Source organism: Streptomyces sp. NPDC005017 (genome assembly GCF_042873115.1).
Lineage (GTDB): Bacteria > Actinomycetota > Actinomycetes > Streptomycetales > Streptomycetaceae > Streptomyces.
This window is the reverse complement of record NZ_JBIALD010000004.1, coordinates 37,515-61,982: the sequence shown is the minus strand read 5'-3', so window position 1 is coordinate 61,982 and position 24,468 is coordinate 37,515. Positions and strand designations below refer to the sequence as shown.

Sequence of the window (24,468 nt, the reverse complement as noted above, 5' to 3'; positions counted from 1 at the left end):
CGCACGGGTGCCCGCCGGCCGAGCGACTCAGGGGTGAGCCGTCTCCTGCGCCGCCCCGCCCGGCACGGCGGCGGCCGTGCCGCCTCCGCGCTTCGCGTCGCGCCGCATCCCGGTGCTGACGGCGAGGGCCGCGAGCGCCGAGGCCAGGGCGAGACCCGTCCCGACCAGGAGCGTTCCGGTCGCCGCCGCGTCGAAGGCGCCGACGGCCCAGGCGCCGAGCCCGGTTCCGGCGTACATCGTCGAGGTCAGCCACGCGCTGGAGGTGGCCCGCAGGTCGGGGGCGGCCGTACCGGCGAGGGTCTGCTGGTCGATGACGAACCCGCCGCTCGCCACGAACCAGACGGTCACCCCGAGCAGGGCGAGCACGAGGCCGGGGCCCGAGGCGGACAGCGCGACACCCACGGCGAGGAGCAGCCCCCACACCGCCAGCAGGGGGAGGTGGTCACGGCCCGCGGCCCGTGCCCGGTCGCCCAGCCGTCCGCCGGCCAGCGACCCGGCGACACTGCCCGCGCCGACCAGGACGCCGACGAGGCCGAGCGCGGAGACCGACAGGTCGAACCGGTCGACGAGCACCACGCCGAGGAACGTGTAGGCGCCCAGGTTGGCGGCGTGGAACGCGGTGTTGACGGCGAGCGCGCGGCGCAGGGCGGGATGACGCCACGCGGCGAGCACGGCGCCGAAGGCACCCTGGTTCCGGGCCGCCGCCTCGGGCGCGGGCCGTCCGGTCACCTGGCGCAGCAGCAGCGGCACGGCCGCGGCGGTGGCGACGGCCAGGGCGAGGAACGCCGAGCGCCAGCCCGCCGCCCCGGCCAGCAGTCCGCCGAGCGGCACGCCGACGACCTGGCCGCAGGAGAACAGGGCCATGCCCAGGGCGAGCGCCCGGCCGCGCACCCGGTCGGGGGCGGTCTCGGCGATGTGCGCCCAGATCGCCGGTCCGGCCGCGGCGGCGGCGAGTCCGGCCAGGGCCCGCGAGACGATCAGCAGGGCGAGCCCGCCCGCCGCCGCGGCAGCCGCGTTGGCCAGCAGGAACAGCGCGGTTCCGGCGAGCAGGGTGCGCCGCCTGCCGACGCGGTCGCTGAGTAGTCCCAGGAAGGGCGCGGCGACGGCGTAGACGAGGACGTACGCGGTGACGCTGTGGGCGGCCGCGGACTCGGACACGTCGATGTCGTCGGCGATGGTGGGCAGCAGCGGGGAGACCAGGAAGGTCTCGGTGCCGAACAGGAACAGCAGCAGGAGGACACCGGCGTACCGCCATCGGTCGAACGCGGCCTGCCATGCGCTCGGACTCACGAGGGATCACTGCCTTTCACGAGGCTGGGGGCGAGGGCCTGTCTCGCAGACCCCGGAGGCACAGGGCCCCGGCGCGCTCGGGCAGCCCTGCCCGGCCATCGTTCCGGCGGTCCTCCCGCGCAGCCAGACAGGCGTTCGTCCTGTTACCCCGGCTCACAGCCTGGGTCGCCGCACCGGCCCCAACGGCGTCAGGCCCCCCGTGTCCCCCGGGAACGGCCGAGAGGCCGTACCGGAGTCATCCGGTACGGCCTCTCGGCTGTCGCTTCACACGTCGGGACGACAGGATTTGAACCTGCGACCCCTTGACCCCCAGTCAAGTGCGCTACCAAGCTGCGCCACGTCCCGGTGTTCCGATCAGCGGGACGGACCCGGTGATCGTGCAGGTAAACCCTACCGCATGGGTGACGGGGGCCCCGGGCGGCTACGCCTGCCCGGCGCCGGTGTAGGCGGCGGCGTTGCGGTCGGCGGCGGCGCGGGCGACGGCCGGGTCCTCACCGCTGTCGACGTTCGCGGTGTACCAGGACTCGCCGGACGCGGTGATGAAGGAGAGGCCCTCGGTGGAGCCGAACCAGGCCATCGCCTGCTCGCCGTCGACGGACTCGCCGGTGGCCAGGTGCAGGGTGAGTCCGACCAGGGCCATGTCCCAGCCGACCCCGACCGCGCCGGGGCCGTACTCGGCCCACTTCTCGTCGCCGGTGTCGAAGAGGTGTTCCAGCTCGAAGTAGGTGCGTCCCTCGCCCTCCGGTGACAGGCGCAGCTCGATCCAGCTGATGTCGCCCTCGTACTCCCAGGTGGCGAGGAGGCGCTCGGGCGGGTCGCAGCGGTCGACGGTGCCTCCGGCGTGGCCCTCCAGCTGGTACTGGCCGCCGACGCGCAGGTCGCCCGTCAGGGGCAGGAACCACTGCGGGAGGCGCTCGGGGCTGGTGCAGGCGTTCCACAGGTCGTCGAGCGGGACGTCGAAGACGCGCCCGATGGTGACGTAGCGGGCCTCGGCCGCCTTGAACGGGCGGCGGCCCGCCCTGCGTCGCACGGAGGTGATCTGGTCCGTGACGTCGATCATTCATCGCTCCTCAGGAGGTCGCTCGCCGAGCCGGCGCGACTCCGTCATGGTCACCGCCGCCCCTGTCCTGTCCTGCCGTGTCCCGCACAACACTGCACCGCACTGCCCTCCACGATCGCCCGGCCCGCCCGGCCCCGCCACCTCGGTCACCCGATCCGACCCGACGGACTGTCCTGTCGGCAGGGGTGACACCCCACACTCTGTCGGCGCCGGAGGACCCCGTCCGGTGGCTAGGGTCGCCGCATGACGCACAGCGACAGCTTCGCTCTCCACATCCCCGACGCCGAGCTCGGACCGGAGCCGCTCGACCCGGCGCAGATCGTCTCCGGCACACCCGAGGTGACCGGGAAGGTGGTCTGGGAGTCGGCGGACGGCCGGCAGGTCCGGGGCGTCTGGCAGATCACCCCCGGCGTGGTGACCGACACCGAGGCGGACGAGCTGTTCGTGGTGATCAGCGGCTCGGCGACGATCGAGGTCGAGGGCGGGCCGACGCTGCGGGTCGGGCCCGGCGACCTGGCCGTGCTGCGCGAGGGCGACCGTACGACGTGGACGGTCCACGAGACGCTGCGCAAGGCGTACGCGATCAACCTCTGAGGCAGGGTGCCCGGCGGCACGGATTGACACCTGTGAACACGGGCGCCGAGGGTGGTCCGGGGCGGTTCGTCCCGGTCCGGAGAGGCGTCCGAGGACACAGAGGAGAGCTGGGCATGGTGGTGCGCGCGCTCGGTGTCGCCGTCGTCGGGTTCGGCTGGATGGGCCGGGTGCACACCCGGGCGTACGCCCGGCTGCCGCATCACTATCCGCGGCTCGGGCTGCGGCCCGAGCTGGTGGCGGTCGCCGAGGAGGTGCCGGGGCTGGCCGAGCGGGCGGCCGGGCAGTTCGGGTTCGCGTCGGCGACCCGGGACTGGCGCGAGGTGGCGGCCGACCCCCGCGTCGAGGCCGTGAGCGTCACCGCGCCGAACTTCCTCCACCGCGCGATCGGCACGGCGATGGCCGGGGCGGGCAAGCACCTCTGGATCGAGAAGCCGGTCGGCCTGACCGCCGCGGACGCCCGTGCCGTGGCCGACGCGGTCGCCGGGGCGGGTGTGCAGGGCGCGGTCGGCTTCAACTACCGCAACGCGCCCGCCGTCGAGACGGCCCGCGCGCTGATCGCCGACGGGGAGATCGGCCGGGTCACCCATGCCCGCGTCCGGCTGTTCAGCGACTACGCCGCCCATCCCGACGCCGCGCTGACCTGGCGGTACGAGCGGGAGCACGGTGGCAGCGGAGTGCTGGGCGATCTGGCCTCGCACGGCGTGGACCTCGCCCGGTATCTGCTGGGCGAGCCGACCGAACTGACCGCCGACACGGCCGTGTTCGTCCCCGAGCGGCCCCGCCCGACGGCCCCCACGGCCGGTCACGCCCGCGCGGCCGGCGGCGCGCCCGGACCCGTCGGGAACGCGGACTACGTCAGCTGTCTGGTGCGCTTCGCCTCCGGCGCGCGGGGTGTCCTGGAGGCCTGTCGGGTGTCGGTCGGCGAGCAGAACGCGTACGGCTTCGAGGTGCACGGGACCCGGGGTGCGCTGTTCTGGGACTTCCGCCGGATGAACGAGCTCGGGGTCGGCCGTGGCCCGGCCTACCAGGACCAGCCGGTGAGCACGGTGTACGTGGGTCCCGGTGACGGTGAGTTCGGGGCCTTCCAGCCGGGGGCGGCCAATGCCATGGGCTACGACGATCTGAAGGTCGTCGAGGCGTACCGGTTTCTGCGCTCGGTCGAGGAGGGGCGGCCGTACGGGGCGACCCTCACGGACGCCGTGCGCAGTGCCGTGGCGCTGGAGGCCATGGAGCGGTCGGCGCGTGACGGGGGCTGGGTGCCGGTCCCCGTGTCGTAGCCGTGCGTGGTGAAGGGAGGCCGGAGGCGATACCCGAGCGTGAGGACTGCGTCGCCGCCGGCCCCCTCCTGCCTCGAATGTGGCACGCCCCGGGTCGTGCCACCCGCCCGGTGCGTCCGTCCGTGCCGCGGGCTCGTCGTGGCCGTTCGCGCAGTTCCCCGCGCCCCGTCGGGCGGCTGTCGGCCGGAGTGGGCCGGATCCCCGGGCTGTTTTGTCACGCAGGTGCGTAGACGCGCACCGCTCACGGCTCCTACGGTCCGGGCAGTCGAACCTGTGGGAGTGCCGGATGCGCCGAAGTGCCTCACCGCTGTCCCTGACCCTGCTGGGCATCGGTGTCTTCCTGCTGGTCCTCGCCCCGATGCTGGCGTGGTACGTGAAGCCGCGCGCGGCGGTGAACCCGATCGACATCGACGCCGTCTCCGTGTCCGAGGGCATGGGCAGCTATTTCGATGTCGGGGAGGCCGAGACCCTCGACGACCGCCGGATCACCGCCACCCAGCGGGTGCGCGGGGACGTGGCGGCGAGCAAGGAGAGCGGGAAGGCCGTCTGGGACGTGGTGACGACGGTCGACACGGACAAGTCGCTGCCCGCCGCCGACCCGCACGACGCCCTGAAGTTCGACCAGGCCCGGTGGGTCACCGACCGGCGCACCAACCGGCCCGCGCACTGCTGCGAGGAGGAGCCCTACCACGAGGGCGAGGCGTACCTGAAGTTCCCGTTCGGCGTGGAGAAGCGCACCTACCAGTGGTGGGACGCCACGCTCGGCTCCACGGTCGCGCTGTCCTACGCGGGGCGGGAGAAGGTCCAGGGCTACGAGGGGTACGCCTTCACCGGCGCGGTCCCGCCGACCAAGGTGGGCACCCGACAGGTGCCGGGAGTGCTGGTCGGGCTGCGCACGGCGCCTCAGGTGCTCGCCGAGGAGTGGTACTCCAACCGGGGGATCCGTCTGGTCGTCGACCAGGTCACCGGCCGTGTGCTGAAGGCCCGGATCGGCCCGCGCCAGGCGCTGCGCGCGCCGGACTCCGCCAAGGACGCGGTGGTCCTGCTGGACGTGCCCGCGCTGACCCACACGACCGCCACGCAGAAGGCGGCGGTGGAGAAGGCGAAGGCGGACGGGGCCAAGCTGCGGGCGCTCGGCACGACCGTGCCCGTCGGGGCCGGGGCCGTGGGGTTCCTGCTCGCGGCGGTGGGCGCGGCCCTGCTGGTGCGGGGCCGGCGCCCTGACGCCCCGGAGCCGGCGACCGGGACGCCCGTGCCTCAGATGGTCGGCTAGGTGTACCGACCCGTGAGGTCGGGGACGCGGCCGGCGGGTGGTTTGCCTGCGAGCGCGGTGTGTCCGCGGTGGTGATTGTGGGTGTGCAGCCACCCGGGGAACGCCTCGCGACGTTCGGTCTCCGAGCGGTAGGGGCGGGCGTCGCGACGCCGCGGAGGCCATCAGAAGGGCCCCAGGGGCTGTCCGGCGAGGCCCCGTCGTCCGCACCGCAGGCGGAACTCCCCGGAGGGGCCTCAGGGGCTGTCGGGCGACGGCGGGGCGACCTCCTCGGCCTCGGGCAGTTCGGCCACGTCCACGCCGCTGACCTGCGCCAGTTCGTGCTTGAGCGCGGCGAGTTCGGCGCCGCCCGCCATGTGGTTGGTCAGTTCCTCCAGGGTGATCCGGGAGCGGTCGGCGCTGAGTTCGAGGGTGCCGAGGCGCAGCACGCTGAAGTGGTCGCCGACCATGTAGGCGTGGTGGGGGTTGTGGGTGATGAAGATGACGCCGAGTCCGCGGTCGCGGGCGGCGGCGATGTACTTCAGGACCACACCGGACTGTTTGACGCCGAGGGCGGCGGTGGGCTCGTCGAGGATGAGGACGCGGGCGCCGAAGTGGACGGCGCGGGCGATGGCGACGCACTGTCGCTGACCGCCGGAGAGCGTGCCGACGGGCTGCTCCAGGTCGTCCAGGACGATGCCCATGGCGCGCAGTTCGGCGTCCGCGGTCCGCTTCATACGGCCGATGTCGAGCCGGCGCAACGGCCAGGGTCCGCGGGTGAGTTCGGAGCCGAGGAAGAAGTTGCGCCACACCGGCATCAACGGCACCGTGGCCAGGTCCTGGTAGACCGTGGCGATGCCCCGGTCGAGGGCCTCGCGCGGGGAGCCGAAGCGCACGGGCGCGCCGTCGACGAGGAACTCGCCCTCGGTGTGCCGGTGCAGCCCCGAGACGATCTTGATGAGGGTGGACTTGCCGGCGCCGTTGTCGCCGAGCACGCACGTCACCCGGCCGGGGTGGACCGCGAGGTCGACGCCTTGCAGGGCCCGGACGTTGCCGTACGACTTTCCGGCCCTGCGCAGTTCGACGAGGGGCGCGGCGGGCGTGTGGGTGGTCGTCATGGGGCGGGTCACCTCCGGGTCGCCGTGCGGCTGACCCACAGATTGATCAGGACGGCGCCTAGCAGCATCACGCCGAGGAACGCCTTGAACCAGTCGGGGTTCCAGCCGGCGTAGACGATGCCCTGCTGGACCATGCCGAACATGAAGGCGCCGAAGACCGGGCCGACGGCGGAGCCGTGTCCGCCGGTGAGCAGGCAGCCGCCGATCACGGCCGCGGCGATGTAGATCAGTTCCTGGCCGACGCCCTCGCCGGACTGCACGGTGTTGAAGGTGAACAGCTGGTGCATGCCGACGAACCAGGCGCCGAGGCCGACCAGCATGAACAGGGAGATCTTGGTGAAGGTCACCGGGACGCCGACCGCGCGGGCCGACTCCTTGTCGCCGCCGACGGCGAAGACCCAGTTGCCGTACCTGGTGCGCAGCAGCAGCCAGGTGGCCAGGGCGGCGAGGACCAGCCACCACACGACGGTGATCTTCACCTGGACGCCGCCGACGCCGAAGTCTGAGGCGAAGACCGCCCTGGCCTGGCCGAAGCCGTCCATGTCGCTGATGTCGTCGGTGGCGACGTTCCCGGTGACCCAGGTGGTGACGGCGAGGTTGACGCCCTGGAGGATCAGGAAGGTGCCGAGGGTGACGAGGAAGCTCGGCAGGCCGGTGCGCACCAGCAGCCAGCCGTTGAGCAGGCCGACGGCGAGCGAGACGACGAGGGCGAGCAGCACACCCGCCCAGACGTTCATGGTCAGTTGGTAGCTGACCATGCTCGCGGTGAGCGCGGAGGTGATGACGGCGACGCCGCAGGAGAGGTCGAACTCGCCGCCGATCATCAGCAGGGCCACCGGCAGCGCCATGATCCCGATGGTGGACGACTGGTAGAGGATGTTCGCCATCGAGTCGCCGTCGCGCACCGCGGGCGCGGCGACGAGGAAGAACACGAACACCGCGGCCGCGCCGAGCAGGACGCCGACCTCGGGGCGGGCCAGGAGTCTGCGGGCGAGGGGCCGTCGGGCGGCGCGCCCGTCGGCGGTCCTGCCGGACCCGGGGGCCGGCGGCGCGGCGGCCGCCGGTCCGGCGTGCGGGGCGGTGCTCATCACCGCGTGCCCTTCGCGGCGAACGCGTCGACGGCGGCGACGTTGGACCTGTCGACGAAGGCCGGGCCGGTGAGCACGGGCTGCTCGCCGCCGCCCAGGTAGTTGCCGTTGCTCTTGTAGAGCCACAGGGAGTCGATCGCCAGATAGCCCTGGAGGTAGGGCTGCTGGTCGACGGCGAACTCGACGCTGCCGTCGGCGATGGCCTTGGTGAGCTGCTTGTTGAGGTCGAAGGTGGCGACCTTCGCCTCGCTGCCGGCCTCGGAGACGGACTGGGTGGCGGTGAGGGCGATGGGGGCGCCGAGGGTGACGACGTGGTCGATGTCGCCGTCCTTCTTGAGCTTGGCAGTGATGGTCGACTTCACCGAGGGCATGTCGGTGCCGTTGACGTAGAGGTTCTCCAGGGTGCCGGAGTACGTCTTCTTCACGCCGTCGCAGCGCTGGGTGAGGCCGATGTTGCCCTGTTCCTGGACGACGCAGACGGCGCGCCGGGAGCCGAGTGTGTTCAGTCGCTTGCCGAGGGCCTCGCCGGCGACCGTCTCGTCCTGGCCGAAGAACTCCATCAGGCCGAGCCGCTGCCATTCGCTCACACCGGAGTTGAGGCCGACCACGGGGATGCCGGCCGCCTTCGCCCTGCCCACCACGTCCTTGAGGGCGTCCGGTTTGGCGAGGGTGACGGCGATGCCGTCGACCTTCTGGTCGATGGCGTTCTGGACGAGGTTCGCCTGGTTTCCGGCGCTCGGGTCGGCGGAGTAGACGAGTTTGACGTTGTCCTTGGCGGCGGCGGCCTCGGCGCCCTTGCGGACGATGTCCCAGAAGGTGTCGCCCGGCGACTGATGGGTGACCAGGGCGATCGTCATGCGCGGGGTGTCCGCCCTGCCCGCGGAGCCGCCCCCGCCCCCGTCCCGCGACTCCTCGGCCTTCTTGCCGCCCGAGTCGCTGGAGCAGCCGGCGAGGGCCAGTGCCGCCGCTGCGGCCACGGCCAGGGCGGGAACGATTCTGCGGGAGCGGGAACGGGGCCGGGAAGAGCGATCCATCTGTTCTGCACCTCACTGTGCGAGCAGGGGACGGGCGTGGGCGTTCCCTACCCCCGGCCGCGGCGGCCAACCACGGCGCCCGCGCCGGCCCCGGGAGGGCCGGCGCGCGAACGGTCCCGGCGGGTCAGCGCGCGAACGGCCCTTCCAGCGCGGCCCATTGGAGCAGCATGATGGTCTTGGCGTCGGCGATCTCCCCGGAGCGGATCATCTCCAGGGCCCTGCGGAAGGGCAGTTCGAGGATCTCGATGTCCTCACCCTCCTCGTCCAGGCCGCCGCCCTCGTGGGTGTGCGTGGAGGGGCCGTACTCGGCGGCGTAGAAGCTCACGCGTTCGGTGACCGAGCCGGGGCTCATATAGACGTCGAAGACGTGCCGGACCTCGCCGATGGTGTGACCGGTCTCCTCCACCACCTCGCGCCGCACGGCGAGTTCGGGCTGCTCGTCCTCGTCGTCGAGCAGTCCGCCGGGGGTCTCGATCAGCATCCCGTCGGGGTGGCCGTTGACGTACACCGGGTATCTGAACTGCCGGGTGAGCAGGACGGTTTCGCGCTCGGTGTCGTAGAGCAGCATGGTCGCGCCGTTGCCCCGGTCGTGCGTCTCGCGCTGCTGGGTGCTCCAGGTGCCGTCGCCGCGCTGGAGGTCGTAGGTGGTGGCGCGCTCGACGTACCAGTGGCTGGACAGCAGCCGCACCTCCCGCACCTTCACCCGCGGGTTGCCGGTCAGGTCGAGTCCGGTGCGGTCGAGCCCCGTGCGGCCCCGGTGGTCCGGGGTGTCGACGCCGGCGGTCATCGGCTGTACGGATGGGTCGAAGTGGTCATACGCCGCTTCTACCACACCTGTGCGAACCGGACCGGGCGCGATCCCGGCCGGGCCGGGACGGAGGTCAGGAGGGGACCGTGAGCGACTCCGGACGGTGGGCGAACCAGGCGACCGTGTGCCGCAGCCCCTCCTCCAGCGGCACCCGCGGCTGCCAGCCCAGGCCCTCGCGGGCGCGGGTGATGTCGGGGCGGCGGCGGACCGGGTCGTCCTCGGGCAGCGGCAGCAGACGCAGTTCGCTGTGCGAGCCGGTGATCCGCAGGACCAGCTCGGCGAGCCGGCGCACGGTCCGCTCGTCGGGGCTGCCGAGGTTGACCGGGCCCGCCAGGTCGCTGTCCAGCATGGCGACCAGACCGCGGACCATGTCGTCGACGTAGCAGAAGCTGCGGGTCTGGCTGCCGTCGCCGTGGAGCGTGAGGGGCTCGGCGTCCAGGGCCTGGCGGACGAAGGTGGAGACGACCCGTCCGTCGTGGGCCCGCATCCGGGGGCCGTAGGTGTTGAAGATCCGCACGATGGCGGTGTCGGTGCCCTCGCTGCGCCGGTAGGCGGCGGTGACGGCCTCGGCGAACCGCTTGGCCTCCTCGTAGGCGCTGCGGGGCCCGATGGGGTTGACCTGCCCCCAGTAGTCCTCGCGCTGGGGATGCACGGCGGCGTCGCCGTAGACCTCGCTGGTGGAGGCCAGCAGGAACCGGGCGCGGTGGCGGTGGGCGAGGCGGAGCAGGTTCTCGGTGCCCCGGCTGCCCGTGGCGAGGGTCTGCAGCGGCCGGCCGAGGTAGTCGCGCGGGGACGCGGGGCCGGCCAGATGGATCACGGCGTCCATGCCGCCGGAGAAGGCGGGCTCGTCCGTGACGTCGCACAGGGTGAACTCGAAGCGCGGACTCTCCAGCAGCGCCACGATGTTGGCGATCCGGCCGGAGGAGAAGTTGTCCAGGCAGCGGACGCTGTCACCCCTGCGCACCAGCGCCTCGCACAGATGCGAACCCAGGAAGCCGCTTCCGCCGGACACCACGACACGCATCGTGCGCCTTCCTCCGGTCAGGCGAGCCGCGGCCGGCCCGGCGCCCGCACCGTCCAGCCGGCCTCGCTCCAGCTCTCCGCGTCGAGCGTGTGGCGCGCGTCGACCAGCAGCGGGTCGCGCACCACCGTGGCGAGCGCGGCCGGGTCCAGCTCCTGGTACTGGGGCCACTCGGTGAGGTGCAGGACGAGGTCGGCCTGTTCGCAGGTCTTGGTGACGTCCGGGGCGAACTGGAGCGCGGGACAGGCGGCCCGGGCGTTGTCGACGGCCTCCGGGTCGTGCACCCGGACCTGGGCGCCCGCCTGCCGTACGGTCTCGGCGACGGCCAGCGCGGGCGAGTCGCGGACGTCGTCGCTGTGCGGCTTGAACGCGGCGCCCAGCACGGCGACGTTGCGCTCGGCGAAGCCGCCGCCGAGCATTCGCCGGGCCAGCTCCACCGTCCGGTCGCGCTGGCGGGAGTTGATGGCGTCGACCTCGCGCAGGAAGGCCACCGAACCGCCGAGGCCGAGTCCCTCGGCGCTGGCGGCGAGGGCGCGGATGTCCTTGGGCAGGCAGCTGCCGCCGAAGCCCAGACCGGGAGCGAGGAAGCGGGAGCCGATGCGGGTGTCCGCGCCCATCGCCCCGACCAGGGTGAGCACGTCGGCGCCGGTGGCGTCGCAGATCTCGGACATGGCGTTCACGAAGGAGACCTTGGTGGCGAGGAAGGAGTTCGAGGCGAGCTTGACCAGTTCGGCGGTGGCCGGGTCGGTGGCGATCAGCGGGGCCCCGGCGGCCAGCAGGGGCGCGTAGATCTCCCTGAGCCGTGCCTCGGCCGCGGGCGACGACGTGCCCACGACGATGCGTTCCGGGCGCAGGGTGTCGCGCACCGCGCAGCCCTCGCGCAGGAACTCGGGGTTCCAGGCGACCTCCGCGCCGGGCAGCCGCGCGGCCAGCCGGGCCGAGGTGCCGACGGGTACGGTGGACTTGCCGACGACCAGCGCGCCCTCGGTCAGATGCGGGGCCAGGCCGTCCGCGGCAGCCTCGACGTAGCGCAGGTCGGCGGCTCCCGTGCCGGGCAGCGGCGGGGTGCCGACGCACAGGAAGTGGGTGTCGGCGAACCGGGCGGCCTCGGCCTGCGAGGTGCCGAAGCGCAGCCGTCCGGTGTCCACCCCCCGCTTCAGCAGGGCGTCGAGCCCCGGCTCGTAGAACGGCGGCCGTCCGGCGGCGAGTTCGGCGATCCGCTCGGCGTCGAGGTCGACCCCGAGTACCTCGTGGCCCAGGTCGGCCAGGCAGGCGGCGTGGACGGCTCCTACGTATCCGGTACCGATGACGGTGAGGCGCATGGTGTCACTCCGTGGGGTCACGTCCCGAGCAGGTCGCGGTAACAGGCGTCCACCGCCGCGCACATGGTCTGCGGGGCCGACGCGGCACGCACCCGCAGCCGGTCCTGACGTCCCGTCCGGGCGGCCTCCTGCGGGTGGTCCAGGAGCCGGCCGACGGCGTCGGCGGTGTCCCGGGGGCGGTGGGTGCGACGTGCAGCGCCTTGACGCGGGGCAGCGCGGGCCGGGGCGGCAGCTCGGCGGCCGGCACCACCCGGGGGAGCGTCTCGGGCCGGCCGGGGGCCAGGGCCCGCGGGCGCCCCGGGCCGGGGGCGAGGGTCCCGTTCCGCATCTTCGATCACCGCCGATATAGGCCGTACGTTTACGACGTACACGTACATCATCTCCCTCCGGACAATTCCGGTCAACACGGATTAAAGGGGAGGCGGGAACGGGCGCTGGCCGCTGTGCGGGAGGTGGCGGGACGGGGGCGAGGCTCGGGACATCGCGGGCCGAAAGGGCGCGGATCCAGGCCTCGCGGACCGGAGGGCGCGGTCCTAGGCCTCGCGGACCGGAGGGCGCGGATCCAGGCCTCGCGGGCCGGAGGGCGCGGTCCCAGGTCTCGCGGGCCGGAGGGCGCGGTCCCAGGCGTCGCGGACCGGAGGGCGCGGATCCAGGGCCAGGCGTCGCGGGCCGGAGGGCGCGGTCCCAGGCGTCGCGGGCCGGAGGGCGCGGATCCGGGGCCAGGTGTCGCCGGGCGGGCGGGGATCTGCCGGACAGGACAGGCGCTACCCCATGCCGATCATCAGCGTGCGCGGCCCGGTCGAGGGAGGGGTCACGGCGCGGGCGTGCCGGGCCAGTTCGGCGCAGACGCGGTCGGCCTGCCGGTCGGTGAGGTCGGGGTACAGCGGCAGGGAGAGCAGCCGGGGGTGGAGGGCGTCGGCGCCGGGGAGTCCGCCGGGCGGCAGCAGGGAGCGGTCGCGGAAGTAGGGCAGACGGTGCAGCGGGACGAAGTGGACGGAGGTGGCGACGCCGACGTCGGCGAGGCGGACGATCAGCTCGTCGCGGGCGGTGCCGTACTCGTCCTGGACCCGCACGGGGTACAGCCGGCGGGCGTGCCGGCCCGGGGTGTCCGTCTCCAGGGGTTCGATGCCGACAACGCCGGTGAGGGCCTCGTCGTAGCGTGCGGCCAGCTCCCGGCGCCGCTGCTGCCAGACGTCCAGGCGCCGCAGGTGGGCTCGTCCCACGGCGGCCTGGACGTCCGTCATGTCGGCCTTCAGTCCCGCCTCCTCGACGGTGAAGTCGGGCGCGCCGCCGGGCAGGTAGCGGCCCCTGGCGTCGGTGGACATGCCGTGCAGCCGGGTGCGCCGGACGCGGGCGGCGAGGCCGGCGTCGTCGGTGGTGACCATGCCGCCCTCACCGATGGGGAGGTTCGCGGCGGCGTGGAAGCTGAAGCAGGTCGCGTGCGACAGACTGCCGACGGGCCGGTCGCCGACCGTGGTGCCGAGCGCGTGCGCGGCGTCCTCGACGACATGGGTGAGCGGCACGCGGGCCGCTGCGGCGAGCTCGTCGACCGGGGCGGGGGCGCCCGCGTAGTGCAGCACGATCATGGCCTGGGGGCAGCCGCAGGCCCGGGCCGCGCGGGCGACGGTCGCCGGGGTGGGGGCGGCGGTGCGCGGGTCGGCGTCGACGAGCACGGGCCGGAGCCCGGCGTTCAGGACGGCGTGGGCCACGCCGCAGAAGGTGATCGCGGGGACCAGGACGGTGCCGCCGGGGGGCAGGCGCAGGGCGCGCAGGGACAGTTCGAGGGCGGCCGTGCAGGAGCTCACGCCGATCGCGTGGTCGGCGCCGACCCGGTCCGCGAACTCGGCCTCGAACCGGTCCGTCTCGGGGCCGGCGGTCACCCATCCCGAGGTGAGGACCCGCTCGACCGCGCGCCGGGCCTCGGGGGTGATCCGGGTCCTGGCGAAGGGGATGTCCGGTTCGCTCGTCATCGAGTACTCCCCGGTGGTGCGGGTGCGACGCCACCGCGTGACCCATAAGCGTACGTTTACGTCGTATACATACACTTTGCCCCCAAGGGTGCTTAGAGTCAACAGCGACGGACCATCGGGGAGGTCGGGCATGGCGGACGAACGCAGTGGGTCACGGGGCACCGGAGCGGGACCGGCGCGGCGCGCCAGCGACCGGGGCCGTTACGGGCGGCTGAGCCGGGAGCGGGTGCTGGCGAGCGCGCTGGAGCTGGTCGACCGGGAGGGCCTGTCCGCGCTGAGCATGCGCCGCCTGGGGGCCGAACTGGGCGTGGAGGCCATGGCGCTGTACCGGTACGCGGCGAGCAAGGACGCCCTGCTGGACGGGCTGGTCGAGGCGCTCTATCTGGAGCTGGAGGAACGGCTGCCGGACGCGGAGCCCGACTGGCGGGCCGGGCTGCACCGGATCGCTCGCGCGACGTACGACGTCTGCCTCGCCCATCCGCAGGTGGTGCCGCTGTTGTCCACGCGGATGCTGGCGGTGCCGCTGGCGCGGCGGCCGCTCGCGGTGCTGCGCGAGCACGAGAGGGTGCTCGGGCTGCTGCGCGAGGCCGGGTTCGACGTGGCGGAGGCGGCCACGGTGTTCCGTGCCTTCCAGGCCTGGATCCTCGGCTACGTCTTCGTGGAGCTGCGGCAGATGGTCGACAACCCCGACGAGTCCGACCCCGCGTTCCGCCTGGGCCTGCACCGGATGCCGGCCCACCAGCTCCCCCACCTCCGCGAGGCGACCACCACCCTGGCCACCCCCGGCGGCCCCAAGGGCCTGGCCTCAGGCCTCAACGCCCTCCTCACCCCCTTCACGACCCCGTAAGCCGCGCTCCCGGCCCCGCCCTTCGGCCAACGGCTCCCTGGAGTGCGACGGCCGCGACCCGGCACAGGCGCAGAGCCGTGTGGACGCCTGCAACAGGTTCACGTCCGTCCTCGGTGTCCCCCGGGCGGCGACCTCCAACTGCCGACGACCGCCGGAACCAAATAGGAACGGAACCGAACAGGAAAAGGGCCCCCGCGGACTTCCGCCCGCGAGGGCCCTTTCGCACCGTCGGGACGACAGGATTTGAACCTGCGACCCCTTGACCCCCAGTCAAGTGCGCTACCAAGCTGCGCCACGTCCCGGTGCCGCGACCAGCGATGATCCGCGTGATCGTGCGGACAGTACCTTACCGCACCCGACCGGTCCGGCCGAACCCGGCCGTCGCCGGGGCGGACAATGGCCGTATGGAACGTACGGCGGGCGGCGGACGGGACCGGGACGACGAGGGACGGGCGCGCAACGCCCGGCCACGGGACGGCCTGGGCCGGCCCCTGCCGTACGGCGAGCGGGGCGTGGCCCGGCAGCCGGAGGGCGTCGCGCGCACCCCCGACGAGACGGTCGCCGAGGCGCAGGCGCTGCTCGCCGAGGGCAAGCCGTTCCACGCGCACGAGGTGTTCGAGGACGCCTGGAAGTCCGGCCCCGAGGCGGAGCGCACGCTGTGGCGCGCTCTGGCCCAGGTCGCCGTGGGTCTCACGCACGCCGCGCGCGGCAACACCACGGGCGGCGCGCGGCTGCTGCGGCGCGGGGCGGCCGGGGCCGAGGAGTGGGCGGCGCTGAGCGGCCGGCCGCGGCCGCACGGGATGGATCTCGCGGGCGTGGCGGCGTGGGCACGGGAGTTGGCGGACGGGGTGGAGGCCGGGGGCGGTCCGGTGGACGCGGTGGCGCGGGCACCCCGGCTGCGGGGCGGCCGGACGCCCTGAGGGCCGGGTCACCCGACCGGTGTACACCGTGGCGGTGGCGTACGGCAGACTCGGGGCGTGCGAAGCATTCATGTCATCGGTATCGGCGCGGGCGACCCCGACCAGCTGACTCTTCAGGCGGTCAGGGCGCTGCGGGACACGGACGTCTTCTTCGTCCTGGACAAGGGCGAGGTCAAGGCGGATCTCACCGACCTGCGCCAGGAGATGCTGCGCACACACGTCCCGGAGGGCACGTACCGGGTCGTACGGGCCCAGGACCCCGAACGGGACCGCGGGGCGGGCGGGGCGGCGTACTCCCCTGCGGTCGGGGACTGGCGCAGCGCGCGGGCCGGCATCTTCGAGCGGCTGATCCGCGAGGAGCTCGGCGAGGAGCAGACGGGCGCCTTCCTGGTGTGGGGCGACCCCGCGCTCTACGACAGCACGCTCGCGGTGCTGGAGGAGGTGCTGGAGCGCGGCGCGGTGACCTTCGAGTACGACGTGATCCCGGGCATCAGCAGTGTCTCCGCGCTGGTGGCACGGCATCGCACGGGGCTGAACCGGGTGGCCCGGCCGGTGCAGATCACCACCGGGCGGCGGCTCTCCGAGGGCTTTCCCGAGGGCGTGGACGACGTCGTGGTCATGCTGGACGCGCACCAGGCCTTCCGGCGGTACGCGGACCAGGACATCGACATCTACTGGGGCGCGTACATCGGCACCCCGGACGAGATCCTGGCCTCCGGACCGATCGCCGAGGCCGCGCCGCGCATCGAGCGGCTGCGGGCCGAGGCGCGCGAGCGCAAGGGCTGGATCATGGACACCTATCTGCTGCGCCGCCGCCCCAGGGAAGCGTGAGAGGAGGCCGGAGAGGCCCCTTGACCGGCTCCTGAGCGGCACACCCGCCGTCCCGTCCGGCTCCACCCGCGCGGGCCGTTCCCGCGTGCGGGGCCGGTCGGCCGGTGTGATCGTGGCCTCGTGACAGTCGCCGAGGAAACCGCACCGCCTGCCGCGCAGCCTCCCGTAGACGATCGCCGTGCAGAACACGGTCGACTACGCCGATCTCGGCACGGCGACCTCGGGTGTCACCTTCTTCCGGACGCTGGGCAGTTCGTTCGGCACGGCCGTGTTCGGCACGATCCACACCAACACCCTGACGCCCAATCTGCGCGAGGGGGTGGCGGAGGCGGCCGCGGTCGGCGGGGCCGACCCGCAGGACGTCGCCCGCGCGGCGACCAGCCCCGAGGGGCCGCACGGGCTGCCCGACGCGACGGCTGCGCCCATCGTCGACGCCTACGCCGACACGCTCCAGACGGTGTTCCTGTGGACGGTCCCGGTCGCCGCGCTCGGCTTCCTGGTCGCCCTGTTCCTCAAGCGGGTGCCGCCGCGCGACAGCGCCCGGACGGGTTCCACGGACATGGGCGAGGGCTTCGCCTCGCCGCGCGGCGCGGACTCCCAGCGGCTGCTGGAGGCGGCGGTCGCGAAGATCATCGTGGGGACGGACCTGGACACGGCCCGCAAGCTGCTGCGCGACTCGCGGAGCCGGCTCGACATCGCGGGGGCGTGGGCGGTCATGCAGGTCGACCTGTTCACCCGCATGGTCGGGCATGCGAGCGTCAGCCTGATCGCCACCCGTAAGCATGTGCCGCCCGAGGTGCTGCTCCCGGTCTTCGACCGGATGGTCGCCGAGGGCTACCTCACCCGTAACGGCATGCTGGTCTCCCACACCGAGGCCGGGGCCCGTGAGGCGAACTTCCTCGGCGAGGCGTGGGCGGCCTGGCTGGAGGAGCGGGTCCGCCAGGACATCGGCCGTCCGCCCGGCGCCGACCTGCGCTCGGCGGTCGACACGATCGCCAAGCGGCTGCTGGTGGAGGACCTCAACACGGGCCTGCCGGACCGCTCCCCGCAGCCGGTCCCCGCCGGACAGCCCCGTCTCACAGGCCCAGCCGGTCCAGCACGCCCCTCGTATCGGGCACGGCGGCCACTCCGTCCGGCAGCGGCGGGCGCCGTACGATCACGACGGGCAGGCCCAGTTCACGGGCGGCGGTGAGCTTGGCGGAGGTCGCGTCTCCCCCGCTGTCCTTGGTGACGACGACGTCGATACGGCGTTCCCGCAGCAGGTTCCTCTCGTCGGCCTCGGTGAACGGCCCCCGGGCCAGGAGGACTTCGGTGTGCGGCGGCATCGGCGGCGCGGGCGGCTCCACGGAGCGGGCGACGAACTCCAGGGCGGTCTGTCCGGCGAAGGCGGCGAGGCCGAGGCGGCCGGTGGTCAGCAGCACGCGGCGGCCCAGGGCGGGCAGCAGGGCGGCGGCGTCCTCCAGGGAGTCCGCCCAGTGCCAGCGGTCTCCGGGGCCGGGCTGCCAGCCGGGCCTGCGCAGCACGACCGCTCGTACGCCGGTCAGAGCCGCCGCCGCGGCCGCGTTCCCGGTGATCGCCTCGGCGAACGGGTGCGTGGCGTCGACCAGCGCGGTGACGCCGTGCTCGCGCATCCAGTCGGCCAGGCCCTCGGCTCCGCCGAACCCGCCGATCCGCAGCTCCCCCGCGACCGCGCCGGGCCGCGACACCCGCCCCGCGAGCGAGGTCGTCACCCGGACCCCGCCCCGCGCCTCCAACTCGCCCGCCAGCTCCCGCGCCTCCCCGGTCCCCCCGAGCACCAACACGTGATCCATACACCGACAGTACTGCGCCGCCTTTTCCCGCCGGCCACGGGTCGTGGCGAACAGACCACGCAGTTCCCGCACCTGTCCCTCCTACGCCTGCGGGCCGCACGGGGCTGGTCGCGCAGTTCCCCGCGCCCCTTGGGGCGGTTGTCCTCGGCGGCGTTGCGCAGGAGCTGCCCGGGGCAGGGGCAGGGGCAGGGGATGGAGGTCTGCGTCTGGGGGCGCGGGGAACTGCGCGAGCAACCCATCACAACCCGCACCTGTCCCCGTCCTTCGCCTGCAGGCCGCCCGTGCCCGTTCGCGCAGTTCCCCGCGCCCCCAAGAAGGCAGGCCCGCCCCGACGCCCCCAGAACAACCGCCCAAAAGGGGCGCGGGGAACTGCGCGACCAGCCACCCACGACCCGCAGCCGCCACCCGGGCAGAGCCACCGGCGTCAGGAAGCACCCCCGGTCAGCGGAGCAGCAACTGCACCGCCCCCACCACCGTCGCCACGATCACGATCTGCTCGAAGAGCCGCTGGTTGATCCGCCGCACCGCCCACTTGCCGATGACCGCCCCCGGCACGACGAACACCACCAGCGCCGCGTCGAGCAGCAGCGACTGCCCGTCGATCAGCCCGAGCCCCGCGCTGAAGGGCACCTTCGCCACGTTGACGATGAGGAAGAAGAACGCCGACGTGCCGAGGAAGCCGAGCTTGCGGAAGCCGGCGGAGAGCAGGTACATCGACATCACCGGGCCGCCCGCGTTGGCGACCATCGTGGTGAAGCCGCCGAGGACGCCGTAGGAACGGGCCTTGACCCGCCCGGCGCGGGTGGTCACCGCGTCGGGGTCGTCCTCCTTGTCGACGGCGCGCCGCCGCCAGAGCGTGACCGCGGTCATCAGCAGCAGGGTGGCGCCGATGGAGACCCGGACCACCTCGTCGTCGGCCCAGACCAGGAAGACCGTGCCGACGACCACGCCCGCCGCGACGGCGGGGAACAGCCGCAGCAGGGTCGGCCAGTGGGCGTGCCGCCGGTAGGTGAGCACGGCGAGCACGTCCCCGGCGATCAGGAGCGGCAGCAGCACGCCGGTGGAGGCACGGGCGGGCAGCACCGCCGCGAACACCGCCAGGCTGATGGTGTTGGCCCCGGACACGGCGGTCTTGGAGAAGCCTACGAGCAGGGCGGCGGCGGCCAGGGCGGCGAACTCCCAGCCTGATATGTGCCAGAGCGTCATCGTGTTCATGCGGAGACCGATGCTATGCGCACGTATGCGGCGCCCCTCAGGAGCGTCCCCTGCATGGCGATCCCGGGGGGGGGCTGCCAGTGAACGGGTGCGGGTGATCGCGCAGTTCCCCGCGCCCCCCAGGCACGCCGTCACCCCCAGGGGCGCGAGGAACGGCGCGACCAGCCGCCCACACACCCCCACCCGGCCCCGTGCTCGCTCACACGACCCTCACACCCCCAGCACACCACCACTCCCAGGGGCGCGGGGAACTGCGCGACCGGCCACAGGCAACCCGCACCCGCCGCCGCGCAGCACAGCCCCCGCCAGACCCTGAATCAGCCGCGCTCCACCAGCACCGCACTCCCCTGCCCCACCCCGACACACATCGTCGCGAGGCCACGAGCCGCCCCCGTACGCCGCATGCGGTGCAGCAGGGTCGTGAGGATGCGGGCGCCGGAGCAGCCGAGGGGGTGGCCGAGGGCGATGGCACCGCCGCTGGGGTTGACCAGGTCCGGGTCGACGCCGAGCTGGTCCACACAGGCCAGGGCCTGCGCGGCGAAGGCCTCGTTGAACTCGGCCTCCTGCACGTCGCCGATCTCCCAGCCGACCCGGGCGAGGGCCTTGCGGGTGGCCGGGACGGGGCCGATGCCCATCACGTCGGGGTGGACCCCGGCCGACGCGCCCGCGACATAGCGGCCGAGCGATTCGAGGCCGAGGTCGTTCAGGGCCTCCTCGCTGACCAGGAGCAGACCGGCCGCGCCGTCGTTCATCGGCGAGGCGTTGCCCGCGGTGACACTGCCGTCCTTGCGGAAGACGGGCTTGAGCCGGCCGAGCTTCTCCAGCGAGGTGTCCTCGCGGACGCATTCGTCGGCGTCCACGACCACGCCGTCGGCCCGCTCGTAGGGCAGGAGTTCGTCGTCGAAGTGACCGTTCTTGCGGGCCAGCGCGGCCCGCTGGTGGCTGCGCAGCGCGAACGCGTCCTGCCGCTCGCGCGAGACGCCGTACCGGGCGGCGACCTCCTCGGCGGTCTCGCCCATGGCGAGCAGGCCGTGCAGGTCCTTCATCGCCGGGTTGACCAGCCGCCAGCCGAGGCGGGTGTCGACGGTCTCCATCCGGTGCGGCAGCGCCTCGTCGGGGCGGGGCAGTACGAAGGGGGCGCGGCTCATGGACTCGGAGCCGCCCGCCACCACGACGTCGGCCTCGCCCGCGGCGATCGTGCGCGCGGCCGTGGTGACCGCCTCCAGACCGGAGGCGCACAGCCGGTTGACCGTGGCGCCGGGCACGGACTCGGGCAGGCCGGCGAGGAGCACGGCCATCCGGGCGACGTTACGGTTGTCCTCGCCGGCCTGGTTGGCCGCGCCCCAGTACACGTCGTCGATCCGGGCGGGGTCGAGGGCGGGCGCGTCGGCGATCAGACCCCGGACCACGGCGGCGGCGAGATCGTCGGGCCGTACGGCGGACAGGGCGCCGCGCAGCTTGCCGATGGGCGTGCGGCGGGCGGCCGCGAAGTGGACGGGACGCAAGGGGAGGACTCCTGACCGACGACGCTGTGGACCGGAACGGTTAATTAGCACTGCTAGTTTCGGACTATAGACCGCGGAACGCCCCCTGGGAAGCGACCCCGGCACCCGCCCTGCGCCCGGCCCGCGGGCGGACCAGCCGCTTCCGCTCGAACTCGGCGCAGGCGAGCGGGACTTGCCCCGCCCGCGGCTGGCCGAATGCCGACTCCGAGCGGCAGCAAGATCGTGTCACACTGCTCGCACGACGCCCCGCCCCGCGACCGAGGAGCTCCGTGTGACCGGGACCCAGCCGGCCCTCCCGCAGATCGACACCACGAGGCCGCACCCGGCCCGCGTCTACGACTGGTACCTCGGCGGCAAGGACAACTACCCGGTCGACGAGGAACTGGGCCGGCAGATCGCGGCGATCGACGACGGCGCCCCGAGGGCCGCGCGCGCCAACCGCTGGTTCATGCAGCGGGCCACCCGGCACCTCGCCCGGGAGACCGGAATCCGCCAGTTCCTGGACATCGGCACCGGCATACCCACCGAGCCCAACCTGCACCAGATCGCCCAGCGCGTCGCCCCCGCCACCCGCGTGGTCTACGTCGACAACGACCCGATCGTCCTCGCCCACGCGGGCGCCCTGCTGCGCGGCACCCCGGAAGGGGCCACGGAGTACGTCCAGGCCGACGCACGCGATCCGCGGAACATCCTCGAACAGGCGGGCCGGGTCCTGGACCTCGACCGCCCGGTGGCCCTGTCGCTGATCGCGCTGCTGCACTTCATCGCGGACGAGGACGGCGCCCACGACCTGGTGGGCACACTGGTCGAGGCGCTCGCGCCGGGCAGCTGCCTGGTGCTGTCGGCGATGACCGCCGACTTCGAGCCGGAGAACGTACGGCGGGGCATCGACCTCTACACCGCCCAGGGCGTGACCCTCGTGGCCCGTTCGCGGGCCGAGCTGGGCACGTTCTTCACCGGGCTCGACCTCATGGACCCCGGGATCGTGTCGGTGGCCGAGTGGCGGACCGACCTCGCCGAGGACGAGTCCGACATCGGCCCGGAGCCCGTGTCGCTGTACGGGGCGGTCGGCGTCAAGCCCTGACCCGGCCCCCTCCCGCGCAGGGCCCGTCGGTCGGGCCGCGAGACACGGACCCCTCCCCCGCCGGGCCGGTCCGCGTCACCCGCCGAGGCGGCTCAGCGCGGCCGACACCAGCGTCAGCACCCCGGGCACGAGCACCGAGGGGTCGGGGGCGAACAGCGGGCTGTGGTTGCCGGGGACGGCGGCGAACTTCTCGAACAGGTCCTCCCCCGGTGCCGCCGCCCACACGTCCGGTGGCGTCGAGGTCACGTACCAGTAGTCGTACGGCACGCCCTCCGGAGCGAGCAGGGAGAAGTCCTCGCTGCCCATCGCCGGGCCGAAGTCGAACACGCTCTCGGGGCCGAACAGTTCGCGGTGCACGGCCGCGATCTCGCCGTCCAGGACGGCGTCGTTGACGGTGACCGGGTACCCGCCCGGCCGCACCGTCACCTCCGGCGGCACCGGGCAGCCGGCCGCCGCGCACTCGCCCTCGACGATGCGCCGCACCGCCGCGAGGATCCGCTCGCGCACCCGGGGGTCCTGGCTGCGCAGGTTCAGCGCGAGCCGCGCCTCGGCGGGGATGATGTTGGGCTTCGTACCGGCGTGGAACTCGCCCACGGTCAGCACGGCCGAGTCCTTGGCGGCGATCTCGCGCGAGACGACGGTCTGGAGCCGGGTGACGATGTGCGCGGCGGTCACCACCGGGTCCACGGTCGACTCGGGACGCGATCCGTGGCCGCCCACGCCGTGCACCACGACGTCGATGTCGTCGGTGGCCGACATGGTCAGCCCGGGGGTGTGCGGGTAGAACCCGGCGAGGCCCGGCGCCACGTGCTGCCCCAGCAGCACGTCGGGGCGCGGGAAGCGCGCGTGCAGCCCGTCGGCGACCATGGCGGCCGCGCCGCCGCCAGCCTCCTCGGCGGGCTGCCCGACCACCACGAGCGTCCCCGACCAGCCGCCGCGGCCCGCCGCGAGCGCCTCGGCGGCCGCCGCCAGCCAGGTGATGTGCAGATCGTGCCCGCAGGCGTGCATCACACCGTCCACCGCCGAGGCGTACGGCAGCCCGGTCTCCTCCCGCACGGGCAGCGCGTCCATGTCGCCGCGCAGCCACACCACCGGGCCGTCCCCGTTGCCGAGCACGCCGACCACGCCGGTGCGGGCGACCCCCTCGGTGACCGTGAACCCGGCCGCGCGCAGCCGCAGGGCGAGCTTCGCGGCGGTGCGGTGCTCGGCGAACGCGGTCTCGGGACGCCGGTGCAGGTCCTGGTAGAAGCCCTCCAGCTCCTCGTGCTTGAGGGCGGAGGCGAGTTCCCGGGTCAGGCGGGCGGCCACGGCGGGCTCGGTCATCTGGCTCCCTCTCGTCGGCGGGGCCCGGAAAGGGCAGACCCCGGCCCCACCGGCCGGGGCCGTCGAAGCCCCTTCGCGGGACACCCGCTCACGATGGCACGGAACCGCACGCCCGTCGCCGGTGCCTACAGCTCGGGCAGCCCCAGGACGCGGGCGACGGTCCGCAGGACGCCGTTGTCGGTGTTGGCCGGGGCCAGGTGGCGGGCCCGGCGTACGACCTCGGGGTGGGCGTTGGCCATGGCGAAGGACCACTCGGCGGTGTCGAGCATCTCCAGGTCGTTGAGGTAGTCGCCGAACGCCATGGTCTGCGCCGGGGTGATGCCCAGCTCCCGCTGGAGGCGGCGGATCGCGGCGCCCTTGTTCGCGGTGGTGTTCATGACGTCGACCCAGTGCTCACCGGAGACCACGACCTTGTGGGTGGCGTCGAGGTGGGCGAGGGCCGGGGCCGTGGTCCGCTCGACGGGACCGAAGTCGAACACGGCCACCTTGAGGATGTCGTCCTCGACGGCGGTGGCGTCGGCGACGACCCGGTTCTCCACGTAGTACTGGCGGACCTCCGCGAGGAAGGGCTCGTCCGCGCGCTCCACGTAGGCGGACCGCTTGCCGCAGACCACGGCGCCCACGTCCACGCCGTCCGCGTTCAGCCGCCGCACGGTCCCGAGGATCTCCGCGACGACACCACGGTCCAGCGGGTCGGAGCCGAGCTCGACGCCGTCGCGGACGACGTAGGTGCCGTTCTCCGCGATGAACACCATGCCGTCGGACGCCCGGGAGAACTCGTGTGCGAGGGTCGCGTACTGCCGGCCGCTCGCCGGGCTGAACAGCACCCCCCGCTCCCGCAGCAGGTCCAGCGTCGGCCACAGCCCCTCGGGGACCTTCTTGCCGTCGTCGAGGAGCGTGCCGTCCATGTCGGTCACGATCAGCCGGATGTCGGCGAGGGCGGTGGCGGGAGCGGCGGGCCGGGCCGCGGGAACGGCGGCGGGGGCGTGCGGGGGCGCGGGCGGCGGCGTGTACGGCATGGCTGCTTTCCTGGTTCGGCGGGTACGGACCTCCACGGCACCTCGTCGTTTCCGTGAACGACCGTCCACCCTACCGGGGCGG

The 24,468-nt window shown here is 73.7% G+C and carries 21 protein-coding genes, 2 tRNA genes and 3 pseudogenes; 9 read left to right on the top strand and 17 right to left on the bottom strand.

Annotated elements, in window-relative coordinates; all coding sequences use genetic code 11:
* Positions 1 to 27: 27 nt before the first annotated feature.
* The 3 genes from ACFYR0_RS07530 to ACFYR0_RS07520 all read right to left on the bottom strand — a co-directional run bounded on the left by ACFYR0_RS07530 (position 28) and on the right by ACFYR0_RS07520 (position 2,350).
* Positions 28 to 1,290 carry an MFS transporter gene (locus ACFYR0_RS07530; protein ID WP_389322917.1) on the bottom strand — a complete coding sequence of 421 codons (1,263 nt, stop codon included), beginning with the start codon at positions 1,288 to 1,290 and terminating at the stop codon, positions 28 to 30.
* Between the two features lie 271 nt (positions 1,291 to 1,561).
* Positions 1,562 to 1,635: transfer RNA gene (locus tag ACFYR0_RS07525), tRNA-Pro, on the bottom strand.
* A gap of 76 nt (positions 1,636 to 1,711) precedes the next feature.
* Positions 1,712 to 2,350 (bottom strand): SRPBCC family protein, encoded by a 639-nt coding sequence (locus ACFYR0_RS07520; RefSeq protein ID WP_389322915.1) that lies wholly within the window; start codon positions 2,348 to 2,350, stop codon positions 1,712 to 1,714.
* A 243-nt stretch (positions 2,351 to 2,593) separates the two neighbouring features.
* Here ACFYR0_RS07520 and ACFYR0_RS07515 point away from each other — a divergent pair, with 243 nt between their 5' ends.
* From ACFYR0_RS07515 to ACFYR0_RS07505, 3 genes are all read left to right on the top strand, one after another.
* Positions 2,594 to 2,944 carry a cupin domain-containing protein gene (locus ACFYR0_RS07515; RefSeq protein ID WP_389322913.1) on the top strand — a complete coding sequence of 117 codons (351 nt, stop codon included), beginning with the start codon at positions 2,594 to 2,596 and terminating at the stop codon, positions 2,942 to 2,944.
* A gap of 116 nt (positions 2,945 to 3,060) precedes the next feature.
* On the top strand, positions 3,061 to 4,221 hold the full coding sequence (locus ACFYR0_RS07510; protein WP_389323738.1) for a Gfo/Idh/MocA family protein: 1,161 nt from the start codon (positions 3,061 to 3,063) through the stop codon (positions 4,219 to 4,221).
* 286 nt (positions 4,222 to 4,507) lie between these two features.
* Entirely contained in the window at positions 4,508 to 5,494 is a 987-nt protein-coding gene (locus tag ACFYR0_RS07505; RefSeq protein WP_389322911.1) for a DUF3068 domain-containing protein, read from the top strand.
* On the opposite strand, the pseudogene ACFYR0_RS07500 reads toward ACFYR0_RS07505, so the two are convergent.
* From ACFYR0_RS07500 to ACFYR0_RS07465, 8 genes and pseudogenes are all read right to left on the bottom strand, one after another.
* Positions 5,491 to 5,634: pseudogene (locus ACFYR0_RS07500) on the bottom strand (IS481 family transposase); the annotation flags it as partial. The gene ACFYR0_RS07505 and the pseudogene ACFYR0_RS07500 sit on opposite strands and share 4 nt — an antisense overlap.
* 93 nt (positions 5,635 to 5,727) lie before the next feature.
* Positions 5,728 to 6,588, bottom strand: a complete 861-nt coding sequence (locus tag ACFYR0_RS07495) for an ATP-binding cassette domain-containing protein (RefSeq protein ID WP_389322909.1) — start codon at positions 6,586 to 6,588, stop codon at positions 5,728 to 5,730.
* Positions 6,589 to 6,596: 8 nt separating this feature from the next.
* Positions 6,597 to 7,676 (bottom strand): ABC transporter permease, encoded by a 1,080-nt coding sequence (locus ACFYR0_RS07490; protein WP_389322907.1) that lies wholly within the window; start codon positions 7,674 to 7,676, stop codon positions 6,597 to 6,599.
* Positions 7,676 to 8,710, bottom strand: coding sequence for a sugar ABC transporter substrate-binding protein (locus tag ACFYR0_RS07485; RefSeq protein ID WP_389322905.1), 1,035 nt, complete (start codon positions 8,708 to 8,710; stop codon positions 7,676 to 7,678). The genes ACFYR0_RS07490 and ACFYR0_RS07485 overlap by 1 nt, the downstream gene beginning before the upstream one ends.
* Positions 8,711 to 8,834: 124 nt before the next feature.
* Positions 8,835 to 9,497 (bottom strand): NUDIX domain-containing protein, encoded by a 663-nt coding sequence (locus tag ACFYR0_RS07480; protein WP_389322903.1) that lies wholly within the window; start codon positions 9,495 to 9,497, stop codon positions 8,835 to 8,837.
* 94 nt (positions 9,498 to 9,591) lie between these two features.
* Positions 9,592 to 10,542, bottom strand: a complete 951-nt coding sequence (locus ACFYR0_RS07475; RefSeq protein ID WP_389322901.1) for a UDP-glucuronic acid decarboxylase family protein — start codon at positions 10,540 to 10,542, stop codon at positions 9,592 to 9,594.
* Positions 10,543 to 10,559: 17 nt separating this feature from the next.
* Complete coding sequence (locus tag ACFYR0_RS07470; protein ID WP_389322899.1) at positions 10,560 to 11,861, bottom strand: UDP-glucose dehydrogenase family protein; 1,302 nt, start codon at positions 11,859 to 11,861, stop codon at positions 10,560 to 10,562.
* A 764-nt stretch (positions 11,862 to 12,625) separates the two neighbouring features.
* Positions 12,626 to 13,831: a DegT/DnrJ/EryC1/StrS family aminotransferase gene (locus ACFYR0_RS07465; protein WP_389322897.1), complete on the bottom strand. Its 1,206-nt coding sequence runs from the start codon at positions 13,829 to 13,831 to the stop codon at positions 12,626 to 12,628.
* Between the two features lie 130 nt (positions 13,832 to 13,961).
* Here ACFYR0_RS07465 and ACFYR0_RS07460 point away from each other — a divergent pair, with 130 nt between their 5' ends.
* Both ACFYR0_RS07460 and ACFYR0_RS07455 read left to right on the top strand, forming a co-directional pair.
* On the top strand, positions 13,962 to 14,678 hold the full coding sequence (locus ACFYR0_RS07460; RefSeq protein ID WP_389322895.1) for a TetR/AcrR family transcriptional regulator: 717 nt from the start codon (positions 13,962 to 13,964) through the stop codon (positions 14,676 to 14,678).
* 22 nt (positions 14,679 to 14,700) lie between these two features.
* Positions 14,701 to 14,820 (top strand): annotated as a pseudogene (locus tag ACFYR0_RS07455) (chitinase); the annotation flags it as partial.
* 86 nt (positions 14,821 to 14,906) lie between these two features.
* On the opposite strand, the gene ACFYR0_RS07450 reads toward ACFYR0_RS07455, so the two are convergent.
* Positions 14,907 to 14,980 (bottom strand) — tRNA-Pro (locus tag ACFYR0_RS07450).
* Between the two features lie 102 nt (positions 14,981 to 15,082).
* Between ACFYR0_RS07450 and ACFYR0_RS07445 the strand changes: the two genes are divergently transcribed.
* From ACFYR0_RS07445 to ACFYR0_RS07435, 3 genes and pseudogenes are all read left to right on the top strand, one after another.
* Positions 15,083 to 15,598 (top strand): DUF309 domain-containing protein, encoded by a 516-nt coding sequence (locus ACFYR0_RS07445; RefSeq protein ID WP_389322893.1) that lies wholly within the window; start codon positions 15,083 to 15,085, stop codon positions 15,596 to 15,598.
* 57 nt (positions 15,599 to 15,655) lie between these two features.
* Positions 15,656 to 16,429, top strand: coding sequence for a precorrin-6A synthase (deacetylating) (gene cobF, locus ACFYR0_RS07440; RefSeq protein ID WP_389322891.1), 774 nt, complete (start codon positions 15,656 to 15,658; stop codon positions 16,427 to 16,429).
* Positions 16,430 to 16,598: 169 nt separating this feature from the next.
* Positions 16,599 to 17,495 (top strand): annotated as a pseudogene (locus tag ACFYR0_RS07435) (MFS transporter); the annotation flags it as partial.
* A gap of 10 nt (positions 17,496 to 17,505) precedes the next feature.
* Here ACFYR0_RS07435 and ACFYR0_RS07430 read toward each other — a convergent pair.
* The 3 genes from ACFYR0_RS07430 to ACFYR0_RS07420 all read right to left on the bottom strand — a co-directional run bounded on the left by ACFYR0_RS07430 (position 17,506) and on the right by ACFYR0_RS07420 (position 20,960).
* A complete protein-coding gene (locus ACFYR0_RS07430) occupies positions 17,506 to 18,240 on the bottom strand; it encodes a cobalt-precorrin-6A reductase (protein ID WP_389322889.1) in 735 nt (244 codons plus the stop codon).
* Between the two features lie 441 nt (positions 18,241 to 18,681).
* Positions 18,682 to 19,455: a sulfite exporter TauE/SafE family protein gene (locus tag ACFYR0_RS07425; protein ID WP_389322887.1), complete on the bottom strand. Its 774-nt coding sequence runs from the start codon at positions 19,453 to 19,455 to the stop codon at positions 18,682 to 18,684.
* A 317-nt stretch (positions 19,456 to 19,772) separates the two neighbouring features.
* Positions 19,773 to 20,960 carry a thiolase family protein gene (locus ACFYR0_RS07420; protein WP_389322885.1) on the bottom strand — a complete coding sequence of 396 codons (1,188 nt, stop codon included), beginning with the start codon at positions 20,958 to 20,960 and terminating at the stop codon, positions 19,773 to 19,775.
* A gap of 271 nt (positions 20,961 to 21,231) precedes the next feature.
* Between ACFYR0_RS07420 and ACFYR0_RS07415 the strand changes: the two genes are divergently transcribed.
* Positions 21,232 to 22,044, top strand: a complete 813-nt coding sequence (locus ACFYR0_RS07415) for an SAM-dependent methyltransferase (protein WP_389322883.1) — start codon at positions 21,232 to 21,234, stop codon at positions 22,042 to 22,044.
* A 75-nt stretch (positions 22,045 to 22,119) separates the two neighbouring features.
* Here ACFYR0_RS07415 and ACFYR0_RS07410 read toward each other — a convergent pair whose 3' ends face one another.
* Positions 22,120 to 23,367, bottom strand: coding sequence for an amidohydrolase (locus ACFYR0_RS07410; RefSeq protein ID WP_389322881.1), 1,248 nt, complete (start codon positions 23,365 to 23,367; stop codon positions 22,120 to 22,122).
* 125 nt (positions 23,368 to 23,492) lie between these two features.
* Positions 23,493 to 24,386 (bottom strand): Cof-type HAD-IIB family hydrolase, encoded by an 894-nt coding sequence (locus tag ACFYR0_RS07405; RefSeq protein WP_389322879.1) that lies wholly within the window; start codon positions 24,384 to 24,386, stop codon positions 23,493 to 23,495.
* Positions 24,387 to 24,468 lie beyond the last annotated feature (82 nt).